Origin of the sequence: Tidjanibacter massiliensis, from assembly GCF_900104605.1 — a bacterium.
Lineage (GTDB): Bacteria > Bacteroidota > Bacteroidia > Bacteroidales > Rikenellaceae > Tidjanibacter > Tidjanibacter inops.
Genome location: NZ_LT629960.1, coordinates 1482694 through 1495000 on the forward strand (window position 1 = coordinate 1482694; position 12307 = coordinate 1495000).

Annotated in this window: 7 protein-coding genes and 1 tRNA gene; 3 read left to right on the forward strand and 5 right to left on the reverse strand. The window is 55.5% G+C overall.

Going from position 1 to position 12307, the window contains the following annotated elements:
• Positions 1-118: 118 nt before the first annotated feature.
• Positions 119-2695 (reverse strand): ATP-dependent Clp protease ATP-binding subunit, encoded by a 2577-nt coding sequence (locus tag BQ5361_RS07245; protein ID WP_035472064.1) that lies wholly within the window; start codon positions 2693-2695, stop codon positions 119-121.
• 256 nt (positions 2696-2951) lie between these two features.
• Entirely contained in the window at positions 2952-4001 is a 1050-nt protein-coding gene (locus BQ5361_RS07250; RefSeq protein WP_022064126.1) for a linear amide C-N hydrolase, read from the reverse strand.
• A 318-nt stretch (positions 4002-4319) separates the two neighbouring features.
• Here BQ5361_RS07250 and BQ5361_RS07255 point away from each other — a divergent pair, with 318 nt between their 5' ends.
• Complete coding sequence (locus tag BQ5361_RS07255) at positions 4320-7001, forward strand: M64 family metallopeptidase (RefSeq protein WP_081976777.1); 2682 nt, start codon at positions 4320-4322, stop codon at positions 6999-7001.
• 61 nt (positions 7002-7062) lie between these two features.
• Positions 7063-8970: a zinc metalloprotease gene (locus tag BQ5361_RS07260; protein ID WP_074021971.1), complete on the forward strand. Its 1908-nt coding sequence runs from the start codon at positions 7063-7065 to the stop codon at positions 8968-8970.
• 343 nt (positions 8971-9313) lie between these two features.
• Here BQ5361_RS07260 and BQ5361_RS07265 read toward each other — a convergent pair whose 3' ends face one another.
• From BQ5361_RS07265 to BQ5361_RS07275, 3 genes are all read right to left on the reverse strand, one after another.
• A complete protein-coding gene (locus BQ5361_RS07265) occupies positions 9314-10585 on the reverse strand; it encodes an anti-sigma factor family protein (protein ID WP_022064128.1) in 1272 nt (423 codons plus the stop codon).
• Positions 10582-11082, reverse strand: coding sequence for an RNA polymerase sigma factor (locus BQ5361_RS07270; RefSeq protein ID WP_035472056.1), 501 nt, complete (start codon positions 11080-11082; stop codon positions 10582-10584). The genes BQ5361_RS07265 and BQ5361_RS07270 overlap by 4 nt, the downstream gene beginning before the upstream one ends.
• 494 nt (positions 11083-11576) lie before the next feature.
• Positions 11577-11661 (reverse strand) — tRNA-Ser (locus tag BQ5361_RS07275).
• 314 nt (positions 11662-11975) lie between these two features.
• On the opposite strand from BQ5361_RS07275, the gene BQ5361_RS07280 reads away from it, so the two are divergent.
• A complete protein-coding gene (locus tag BQ5361_RS07280; protein ID WP_022064131.1) occupies positions 11976-12248 on the forward strand; it encodes an HU family DNA-binding protein in 273 nt (90 codons plus the stop codon).
• Positions 12249-12307: the final 59 nt, after the last annotated feature.

A 12307-nucleotide genomic window follows, 5' to 3' on the forward strand; every position in this document is an offset into this window, starting at 1 on the left:
GGCATGTCACAAACCATCTCAATACCCGCCGGTACGGCACGCAAGCCGCCGGTACCGGCCCTGTCCGAATGCCGGAAGTCATTCCATCCGGTACGCAGAGCGCACCCTATACTTTCACCTATGCTATGTGGGGATGACCCGCCGGTGCCCGGCGCACGAGCGCAACACGTCCGCCGACAAACTCGACCGATACCGTATCCCCTCCGCAGACCTCCTCGCCCACTATCATCCCGGCGAGAGGCTCCTCGACATATTCGAGCAACATCCGCCGGAGCGAACGGGCTCCGTAACGCGGCTGGAAGCCGAGCGCCGCAAGCTCCTCGCGGGCATCTTCGGAGAGCTCCAGCGTATAGCCCATCGCAGCAGCCCGTTTCGCAATCCGCCCGAACTCGATATCGACTATGCGCTTCACGTCGTCGAGCGAAAGCGTATTGAATACCACGATATCGTCTATGCGATTGATGAACTCCGGAGCGAAGGTATCCTCCAACGCACTCCGATAGTCACCGTCGCCGTTCTGTTCCTCCAGGGTGCAAAGTCCGGGCGCATCGTAGCCTATAACGGGCGGACGGGAGGCTGCACGGCGCGAGCCCACATTGGAAGTCATGATTATCACCGTATTCCGGAAATCCACCTTTCGGCCGAGCCCGTCGGTAAGCTGTCCCTCGTCGAAGAGCTGGAGCATGATGTTGAACACGTCGGGATGAGCCTTCTCTATCTCATCGAACAGCACCACCGCATAGGGTTGGCGGCGTACCGTTTCGGTCAGTTGTCCACCTTCGCCGTATCCGACGTATCCAGGCGGAGAACCGATGAGGCGGCTCACGTTGTGTTTCTCGGAATACTCGCTCATATCTATCCGCACCAGCGCATCGCGCCTGCCGAACATCCACTGCGAAAGTTCCTTGGCCAGCAGCGTCTTCCCTACGCCCGTAGGCCCCACGAACATGAACACGCCGATGGGTTTGCCCGGGTCCTTGAGTCCAGCCCGCGAACGCTGTATCGCCTTCGTAACCTTGCCGATAGCTGCGTCCTGCCCTACCACGCGGGACGCCAGATGGCCGTACATATCCCTGAGTCGGGCCCGTTCGTCGCCGGAGACCTCCTGTACCGGTATCCCCGTCATGGCGCTTACCGCTTCGCGGATATTTTCGGGCGTGACCAGACCGGGACTGAGACGTACTTCGCGCTGCCAGTCAGCCCTGATTTCCTTTATCTTGTCTGCAAGCGCAATCTCCCTGATACGGGCCTTGGCCGCGGCTTCGTAATTCATCCCCTTGGCCGCCGACCGCTTCTCCTCCCCTGCAGCCTGAAGCGCTTCCTCGAGCTCCGAAATGGCCTCGGGTTCGTGACGGGCGAAAAGACGCGCCTTGGAGCCCGCCTCATCGAGCACGTCAATGGCCTTGTCGGGGAAATACCGGTCCGTCACATACCGGTCGGTCAACTCCACACATGCGGCGAGGGCCTCGTCCGAATACCGGACGTGATGGTGCTGCTCGTACCGCTCCCGGAGCCTGTGGAGAATCCGCAGGGTATCCTCCCTGGAAGTAGGTTCCACCACTATCTTCTGGAAACGCCGCTCAAGCGCCCCGTCGTGCTCGATGCTCTCCCGGTATTCGTCGAGCGTGGTAGCCCCGATACATTGCAGTTCGCCTCGGGCGAGCGCCGGTTTGAGGATGTTTGCCGTATCGAGTCCGCCCTGCGTGGCACCTGCTCCCACGATGGTATGTATCTCGTCAATGAAGAGAATGACATCCCTCTCTCTTTTCAGGCCCTCCATGAACTCCTTGACACGCTCCTCGAACTGTCCCCTGTATTTGGTGCCTGCCACCAGCGACGCCACATCGAGCGAAAAGACACGCTTGCCGTAAAGTGACGGCGGTACGTCGTGCGAAACGATGCGCAGGGCGAGCCCCTCCACTATCGCACTCTTGCCCACACCCGCCTCGCCTATGAGTATCGGGTTGTTTTTCTTGCGCCTGCCGAGTATCTGGATGAGCCGGTCAATCTCCGTCTCCCGCCCAATCACCGGGTCCACCCCGCCCGCAGCCGCAGCGGCGGTCAGGTCGGTTCCGTATTTTTCAAGCTCCTTCAGCACGGATTTTCCATGGGGCTTGACGTCGTTCCGTTCCGTATCCTCTTCATCCGGCCGCTCCCGGCCGTCGCCTGCCGTACCGCCGTATCCCGTATCCTTGGGATCAATCCGGAGAATACGGATGTTGCGCAGCGCATTCATCTCCATATAGTAGTCCTCGTCGAACGGCAGGTCGGAAATCATCTCCGCCACCAGATTCCGGGGAATATTGAACGTACTCAAAACCTGGGAGCTGGCGAATTTCCTGCTCCGGAGCAGATAAAGCAGGAAATGGCCCGTATTGACGAGCGGCTCGCCCCCTTCCTGCCCGAATTCGGCGCATACCTTTCGGAGCGCCGCCATCAGATTGTCGTATAGTTTTCTGTCGGCCGCGATGTTCTCCTGCGTCGCGCTTTCCAAATCCTTCTCAATCCTCACCTTTATTTGGTACGACTCCCAACTTTTGATGAATTTGCCCAGGATGTGGGCTGCGTGACAATTACCCTCTTCAAGCAGGAAAAGAAACGCTCGGTCAACGGGATTGCCGCCGCCGGCCCTCTGCGAAGCCAGCAGGCCGCGTGCGAGGGCGTTTTCGAGTGCTTTTGTCTGTTTGAGTTTCATGATAAATCCTTGTTAATTGTCAAATAAATAACGAGACATCCCACCCTCATATTTTACGCATCATATTTTACATTCCGGAAAGACGCCGAAACCATCGACACACACCACTGGAATACAAATACATAAACACTATTAAAATTTTTTATTAATTGTTGCTTATTTTTGGATATCGTAGCTATTCGAGCACACACGGTCTGGCGGAAGACAAAAAAAGCAACCCTTTTCCGGGTTGCTTCCTACAGAGAAACTCTGCGGCCTAATCCACGCGCTCGAACTCGAAAGGCTCTGCCTCCACGAAGAGAGAAGCCGTATTACCGGCATAAGTCCGGCCGCCCACCAGGTCGAGCATCCTGACCGGTGCCCCCTCCGAAAAATCCACATCCTTCATATCCACCCAGAAAATATTGGGATAAAGCGTGGATTCGAAATAATACACCCTGTTCTTCTGGTCGGACACCGTCCGCCAGCGGGTGGAGGAGATATTGGGCTGGTCGGGAACGCTGATGCCGAGCGGAACCGAGACATTGCGTATGACGCTGAATATGCCGGCAACCGCCTGCCGGGTATCGGCTGTCTGCGGAAGCGCATCCACATAGAAGGAGGCCCGCACGAAGCGGTCGGCCGCCCTGTTCGTTCCGGGCAGGAAGGTCAGTCCGCCGATGTTCTGCCAATAATCGTCCAGAGCCAGCTGCCGGTCGAACAGCGGCGAGTTGGTCATCACCCTGTATGCCGGACTGTGATGAACGGACAGAGCCCCGTCCACATATTCGAATATGGCACTGTCGCCCGCGGCATCCGATACGGAGAGGTGCAGGGTAGCCATTCTCGAACCGTCCGGCATCATGCCGGAGACCACCTCGAACCGTCCGCTCTCCATCTCCGCCACCGCCTCGTCCACGGTCGCACAGGTATCGAGTATGTACTGTACCCATGCTGCGATGGAAAGGCCGGGCGTGGAACCGTCCCACTCCGGATAGGCCGATTCGGCGAGCCACAGCAGATTCGCCACGAGTCCCGCCTCATTCATGCCGTCGGTACTGCATATATCGTATGCCGAAGTCACCACGCTGCCGTACCGGGAGGTCCACGTCAGGGGGTTGCCCCCCACTTCGCCGCTGCGCTCCATACCGCGCGGGAATATCCACAAATTGCTCCGGCTGTCCTCCTTCCAGTCCATGGAACGGGCCGTCAGTACGGTTCCGTCGGGCCCCACATAAACCACTCTCGTACACGCTTCCGCCCTCTCCGGGAAAGCGACGGCCAACGCCCCTGCGAGGAGCGCGGCACACAAAAATCCGCCTTTCATACTATGCCTGTTTTTTCGGTTATATCCTGTTCCATGCACATTTCACGCCAAAAGCCTCCGCCCAATCCGCCGCAGAACCGCCGCAGGCACCGGAGCACCCGCTCATAGCCATGAATCATTCGCATGCGCCGACGCACCGTACGTAATAAAAACACATTGTCTTTATTTTCCTACATATTAGTTTGGTTGTTCAATAAATAATCATTAATTTGCATACAGATAAACCATATGATTTAAAATCGGTTGACTACTCGTCTGCATGACGTATTCCCGGCCACAGACAGGACACACATTACGATTAAATAAAACATACAAACGATGAAATCAATCATCAAATTGACATTTTGGCCCACGTTCTTACTGGCAGCCGTAATGTTCACGGGCTGTACGAAAGGGCCGGACAGCTACCTTCAGCTACAGTCCGAACTTTATACGTTCGATGCTTCGGGCGGAGAGAATCTGCTCATCTTCTCCACGGATTCACCGTGGAGCGTGGAGACGGAACCGCTGACCACGACAGGGTCCGCATTCGCTGCACAGCGGAAAGCATGGTACAGCATCACCCCCTCCTCCGGCCCGGCGGGCGAGAACCTGCGGCTGCAGGTGACCGTCGGAGAGAACGACACCTATTCCGAACGGGGAGTGTTCCTCGTGCTGCGTGCCGGGACGCGCGAGGAGCGCATCGCAGTCCGTCAGCGTCAGAAAAATGCGATTCTGTCCGGACAAAACGATTATGCAGTCTCCTGCGAGGAGCAGACACTGACCGTGGAGGTGCAGGCCAACGTCGCATACGAAACGGTCGTAGAGAGCGGGCAGCAATGGATAAAAGAGGCGGAAGCGCCGACCGACACGAAAGCGCTCGAAACGACGGCGCACGCCTTCCGCATTGCCGCCAATACCGAAGAACGGGAACGCAAGGGCGTGGTGCTGTTCCGCAACACGGAGACGAAGCTCTGCGATACGCTGACCATCGTACAGGCGGCATGGACAGACCCGACTCCGGAGCTGACCGCGCTCACGGCGCTGTACGAATCCACGGGCGGCGACGGCTGGACGCACAACGACAACTGGTGCAGCGACAAGCCTCTGAACGAGTGGTACGGTGTGGAGACCGACCTCTCGGGACGCGTCATCGCCCTCCGCCTAAGCAACAACAACCTCACGGGCGAATTGCCGGACGAACTGTCGGGCCTGACCGTCCTACGCCATCTCGACCTCAGCCACAACGATATCGGAGGTACGATAAACAAGCAGGGACGCCCACCGAAAAATGGCACTTACAGTTTTATGGATACCATGCATGAATTGATAGCCATCGACCTCAGTCACAACCGCATCGAGGGCGGCCTGCCGTTTTGGTCGGAGTGGACGAGTAAAAGCCACAAATTCCTGGATTACATTGATTTCTCATACAATGAACTGGACAGCAATCTGCGGGAGTGGACGGCGCTTTTCGACGGGCGCAACCTCGACCTAAGACTGAATTACAACAAAATACCGACCGGCTATGTACCCGATATTTACCTGAATTACCACAGTTGGCCTCAGATGAGCATGGCGATAGCGCGGCAGCGGGCCGACAAAGACACGGGGTTTATGGACGGTGCACAACTGCCCGATTTCCTCTTCGACGACCTGACAACGGGCCAGACACTCCGGGTACAGGATATTTGCAAGGACAACTGCATGACCATGCTGCTGTCGTGGGACCCCCTGCAGGAGAAATCCGTCCGTTTCGCCGAAACCACGGTGCAACGACTGCATAAGCTCTACCACGGCCAGGGGTTCGACGTAATAGCCGTAATTCCGAAGGGAGAGGAGTACCGCAGGGCGGCGGAGGAATACCTGCGGACCCATGAAACGGAATGGTACATCTGTTCGGACTATCGGACGCTCAGCGGCGAAGAGCTTGTCCTACCCGGCGCCCCCTATCCGAGTTACATGCTCTTCGACGCAGAGGGAATCATCGTAGACGAGATATACGAAGGGAAAAACATCCCCCCCTCTTTCAGTATGGGACCATGGCAGCCTTTGGAAGATATCCTTTCTCTCGGATTCGACTATTACGTGTCGCTTTGTTTTTACGAGCACGTCGGGGCATGCAAATACGAAAGCACGGATTATTCGATGGACAAACAGTACGAACTGCTGCATGCAGCCACACGGGGCGACGGCGTGGATATCGTGCTGATGGGCGACGCCTTCACGGACATCGATATCGAAGTCGGCCGTTACCGGCAGATAATGGAAGCCGCAAAAGACGCGCTTCTCTCCGTAGAACCCCTGAAAACGTATAAGGACTACCTCAACATCCATATGGTTTATGCCGTATCAAAGCATGCGCAACCGCGAACAAAGGATTGGCCGGCCGATTATGAAACGGCATTGGACATCGGCTTCATCACTAACTGGGGGCTGCAGATGAGCCATGGGGGCCCGACCAATTTATCGGATTACACACAAGACCACGAGAGGCTGCAAACGGCCAAAGTGTGGGGGTTTGTAGTGAACAACTGCCCGGGAGCAGGCGCCGGATATATCAATCCACCGTACCAGCCGAGTTTCGGCACAATAGGATATCTGGATGGCACTTTTTACTTTACAGTGGTACATGAAGTGGCCGGTCATGCCCTCGGATTGTTGGGAGACGAATATGGCCACAATCAGACCACCCCTACATCAGGAGCAATAGAAACCATCCACTACGGGCATCGTGTCGGTACACATCTCAATCTCTCCCTGACCGACGACCCGGCCAGCGTCCCCTGGGCGCATCTTATCGGAGATTCACGGTTTCCGGATGTGGGAATCTATCGGGGGGGCAGCAATTACCTGTATGGCGTGTGGCACGCATCGCCGAGATGTATAATGACCTCATCCCCAAACTGGCCATATTTCGATACGGTATGCAGGGAACTGCTCGTGAGGCGTATTCTGACCTTGGCGGGAGAAGAGTACACTTTCGAAAAATTTCTGGAAAACGACAAAATGGATTATTGACAACCGACAAACTGCCGGAAGGCAGTCATAATCATTTTATCAACCTAAACAACAAACTATTATGAGAAAACTATTTCTATTGGCAGCCATCGGACTCGTACTGTCCGGTTGCTCGCAGAACGATGTTCCGGCCGACGGCCCGAACGCTCAGCCGACACAAAGCGTGCCCCACTTTTACGGCTACGCACTGCCGGACGATTCGGCGCCGGCAACGCGCGGTGTCGCAGACGGTACGAAAATTTGGCCGAAAGAGGTCGTAAAAAACGGCCTCACCGTCAAGTTCCTCGACGGCTCGGCGGCTTCGCAGGCTTTCGTCAAGGACGCAGCAAATGAATGGGCAAAGTACGCTAACGTCAAATTCAATTTCCTGGAGGACAACACGCAACCCGCATTGGTGCGCATAACATTCGACAACGCCTCGTTAACGAGCTGGGCATTGACCGGTACCGACCATGCACGGGTGACCGACCAGACGCAGGCCACCGTACAGTTCGGCAACTGGTTCCGGCTCGACGACCGTTTCAAGCGCAACGAAGTGCTGCGTGCCTTCGGACAGGTCCTCGGCCTCGACCTGGAGTTCCGCCATCCGAAATTCCATCCCACATGGATTACGGATGCGAACGGAAACATCGACGAGGCAAAGATACGGACATATTGGGAAGAACAGCTCAACAGCTTCCTCTCCTGGGAAGAGCTCAAAAAATATGTAATAGACCCGCTCGAAGACCATTCGCTGCTCATCCGCAGCACCGACGAGTACGACCCCAATTCGGTAATGACATGGCCCTTCTACGAAATGATCGCTGAGAATATCCCCGTCCTGGACTACGACGACTATCCGGTAAACGAGCTGTCCGAACTCGACAAGAGTTTCATCATAGAGCTTTACGACGTACAAGGCGGCAACGAGATTGCCACGCTTCAGCCTTTGATTTCATTCGATTTTACAGGCAAGAAATTAGACATGCGGCTGACAGGCGACAAGGATTTCGCCGTCGTATGGAACTGGGACGACGACAAAGGGGAGCAGTTGGTAGACCAGGAAAACGGGGCGTTCTATTATCCGACGGATGCGACCGGCGACTATACCCATACAATCATCCGCAATTTCAACGATTACACGAAAAAGAGGGTGGTCGTGTGCGAAATCGTATGGCGGAGCCCAGAGGCTCCCAGATCTGATACAAGCGCCGCGCTAAGCAAATTCGACCTGCGCAGCGGCAATAATGCCTCCAATTTCAATTTCGAAGAATCGAAGAACACCAAATTGGAGTACATACGCATAGTCGGAGGGTCTGGGTTCCCGGCCCAGACACTTGAATTCGATGGCTGGGGAGAGTTAAAGTCGCTTTATCTCAACCAAATCGGCGACTCCAGAATCGTCGTCAAGAATTGCCAGAAACTCTCTACCATAGCTACGAGCACGCACATCTACACTCCGTCGTCCCTGTCGCCGATAAATGTCGATTTAGAACCGATGGAAGTCAATGAAGAGGCTGCGCAGGACGGAGCGGCACGAATCGTCGGGCCGGAAGAAGACCCCGTCACGGACTGGCCGGAACTACCCGAGTACCGCTATTCGCTCAGCAATAATGCCGGCAGCGGTCTGACAATTGAAAATTGTCCGAACATCACTACGCTCAGCCTGGAGAATACCCGTCTGACCGGCCTGGACCTGCATGTCCTGAAAAAACTCAATTACCTCTATCTGTCTTCGCAACTGAACGGCATCGTATGCGGAGGAACCTCCTCGACACAAGGAAGATATTTGCAGGAAACGTTATTTACGTTGCCCCCATGCACGAATACGGAGTCCAAAGGTACGATAATCCTACGTGGTATAAATACTTCGTTAAGCGACTACACGCCGATATATATCAAAAGCAGCATCGTCAACTCCATCAATAACAGAATGAATACCTACAACTGGCAAATAACATGGGATTCGGGTGCATATCCCATGCCCTGATGCGGCATGTACCCTGACAATCGTTATCAACGATTCGATAACCGATTAACACCGACACCTGCACATGTCCATTCATGTGCAGGTGTCTTATTCTCATGCTTTGCCGGTCGGCACCGAGCATTGTGCGAACAACAAAGTTCCATTCCAAACGGCATCCGTAACCGTCGACGCACCGGTTGCAACAAGAGACCTTTTATTATAATATACCTGCTTTTTCGGTTATATCCTGTTCCATACGCCACGCCAAAAGCCGCCGCCCAATCCGCCGCAAAACCGCCGCAGATACCGAAGTACCCGCGGCGGCCAACACAAACCACTACACATTATCCGGACGCAAGCCCCGTCAGAAACCGCCATCCACTATCCATACCCGACGGGGATTGTCGTTCCTCAGCGCCAGACACAGAGATTCACGCGAACCGTCCTTCAGAACGACCTCCACCGGGACAAAGAGCCCCGGATAGAGTCCGGAACGGAAGGCACTCCCGACGTGCATCAGCTCCGCCCCGCCGTAACGTTCCAACAACCCCTCCCGGTCATAAAGAACGGCCAACATACCGTCCGCCACATCGAGCCGGAGGTCGCGGAATGCCTGAAACAGCCGAACAACGGTCTCCTCCGCCGAATCGGACGGATACATAGCCGCAGCATACCGTCCATCTACATCCCGCCACACATACCCCTCCGGCAGGGAAACGACAGCCTTCTCATCGACAAGGACATTGTAACCGACGGCAGCGACCTCCAAAACCAATACCTCACGGCGACCGTCAAGCACGTAGACCTTCAATCCCTTCAACAAATTGGTCGCACTATCGAAACGATATTCACGACGGGTATCGGATTCGTCAATCGAGCCATTGAACAGATAGTCGTTTCTAAAATCACCACGCGCCTTCGCCCTCACAGTCAACAACACCTCATCGCCTTCGTCGCGCACAGAATACCGGACACCTTCGTGCGCTTCGGCTGCTTCCTTCTCTTTCATGAGCACCAAACGAGGGTCGAGGAGCACCGCAAACCACTCTTCGAAGTTACTCCCGACCGGCCCTGTTACTCCCGACCGACTGTCGGCCAACCACATGTATTTCCTCCGGCCATCGCACACTGCCGTACGGCCTGCCTTTTCAAGCCGCCACCGGCAGGTATCCCCGAACAATACCGTCAGAATATGGTCCGTAAAGTCCGCTTCAAGGTCGATACTGCCGAAACCCTCTGCCGGCATCGTACGAACCTTCACCTCCATCACCATATTTTCCACCCTATCCATCCCGCGCAGCGAACTGTTCAACTGTGCCGCTGAAGCCATTGCTTCCGAAGGACCGGCCAATACGGCCATCCACACTGCCGCGGCAACCAATACCACGGCTGCGGCGGCATAACCAATCCGCCGGACTGCGACCGCCGGGCGTTTTCTGTGCTTCGCGGCGGCACGGGCCAGCACTTCCCGCTTCAGCGTTCCCGGCGCCACAGGAACCGCCTTGGGCTCCAACGAACGCATTAACCGATAATACGCTGCGCACTCCTCACAATGAGCCATATGCATCCGCATCTCCGCAGAGACTTCTCCATCGGACAGGTCTCCGCACTTATCTTTGAAATCATCGCATTTCATAGCTTTCCCTTTTTTTCAATCGTTCGCATTTTTTCAATACCATACCTGAACCTCGATTTGACAGTCGGTAGCGAAACGCCAAGCATATCGGCTATCTCCGCAAACCGAAGTCCATCCACACATCTCATTCGCACGACCTCCGCCTGCCTTGCAGGCAGACCCTCCAGCATGCTGCCGATACGCACGTATTCATGCATCCACTCCTCCTCCGTACCGGTTTCGTCTGCAACACCCACGCTTTCCAGCGGAAGAGTCCCGGTGTGCCGCCTTTTTTCCGTCCAATCGCAGCAGGCATTCGAGACACACCGAAACAGATAGTTTTTCAAATCCCCGACATGCGCAAGGTCGCGACTGCTGTCAACCATTTTGAGAAACACATTCTGTACGATATCCTGCGAATCCGCCAGGGAACCGGTACGGAAAAAAGCGAAACGGAACAACGCATCCTGATAGAGCTCAATCACACGCTCCAGTTCATCCAATCTTTTTCCAATCATAAATTCTACTTACGGCCGTTCACTCATATGACGGCAGAAAACCGGTAAAAGATTTAAAAAGGCGATAGAATTTTAATTTCACCGAAAACAGCAACGCTCTTCCATACCGGTCCGGCAATCCACACCCGCCATACGGTTGGTTCCCAACACCCGAAAAAACACAGTCCGCAACGAAAACGGGCCGCAAGGCCACAAGCCAGGCCCCGTCCGGGTCTGCACCCACAACACGGGCCGACCGACCCTGCCTCCCGCAACGGTCAAATATCTCAAAAAAACATGGATGCGTCCGTTCCAATCATTTCACTGTCTTTCCGCCAAACGACCCTCCGGCAAGCATGCAACAATGTGCGCTGCTCATTGCCCCGGCAAACAGGGAACGCCTTCCCTGCCGGGAACGGCATAAAACATAAAACACGAAAGGCGACCAGCAAATCTTCCTGCTGTCGCCTCTCGTATTCCGGCACCGCGTCTTACATCTTCCCGGCCGTCTTCTGCGGAAAGAGAGGGATTCGAACCCCCGGAGCCTTGCAGCTCAACGGTTTTCAAGACCGCCGCAATCGACCACTCTGCCATCTTTCCAGACACAAAAGTATAACCTCTTTTCGACTTATCCAAACCGGCGGCCGGACGGTACGGCACCGTTCCGCAGCCATACCGACGGGTTATCTCCCCACGATACCGCTCCGCCCGCCGCACAGCCCGGCCCCGTCCTACGGCATGTCAACGGTCTGTATCTGCGGACGGCGCCGCAGGCACAGCCCCTCGCTTAATACCGCGAGACGAAACGACAAGGTTTGGATTTGGAGATTATTTTTAGTTATTTTGTGGAACGGGCGGCAACGTGCCCCCTGCCCGCCGAACCATCCGTATCACCATCGCAAGACCGACTTAAAATGAACAAGACGCAGTTAATCGAATCCATCTCCTCGGAAGCGGGAATATCCAGAGGCGAAGCGAAAAGGAGCCTGGAGGCTTTCATGAAAATAACAACCGCCGCGCTCATCAGCGGCGAAAAAGTCACCCTGGCCGGATTCGGCACCTTCGCAATAGAGAGGAAACATGCACGAACCGGACGGGACCCGCGCAACGGAGCCCCTATCCGGATAGCGGCCAAAAACGTCGTCAAGTTTCGCCCCGGCACCGAACTCAGCGAAGCAGTCAAATAGTCCGTCCGCTCCACGCATCCGCACGAACAAAACCGTCGGCGCTTCCCCTGTCCGCCGCC

What these genes read in the sequence shown, in the direction of transcription:
- BQ5361_RS07280 (WP_022064131.1), top strand. Translation starts at nt 11,976, where the DNA reads ATGAACAAGACGCAGTTAATCGAATCCATCTCCTCGGAAGCGGGAATA.
- BQ5361_RS07255 (WP_081976777.1), top strand. Translation starts at nt 4,320, where the DNA reads ATGAAATCAATCATCAAATTGACATTTTGGCCCACGTTCTTACTGGCA.
- BQ5361_RS07245 (WP_035472064.1), bottom strand. Translation starts at nt 2,695, where the DNA reads ATGAAACTCAAACAGACAAAAGCACTCGAAAACGCCCTCGCACGCGGC.
- BQ5361_RS07270 (WP_035472056.1), bottom strand. Translation starts at nt 11,082, where the DNA reads ATGATTGGAAAAAGATTGGATGAACTGGAGCGTGTGATTGAGCTCTAT.
- BQ5361_RS07260 (WP_074021971.1), top strand. Translation starts at nt 7,063, where the DNA reads ATGAGAAAACTATTTCTATTGGCAGCCATCGGACTCGTACTGTCCGGT.
- BQ5361_RS07265 (WP_022064128.1), bottom strand. Translation starts at nt 10,585, where the DNA reads ATGAAATGCGATGATTTCAAAGATAAGTGCGGAGACCTGTCCGATGGA.
- BQ5361_RS07250 (WP_022064126.1), bottom strand. Translation starts at nt 4,001, where the DNA reads ATGAAAGGCGGATTTTTGTGTGCCGCGCTCCTCGCAGGGGCGTTGGCC.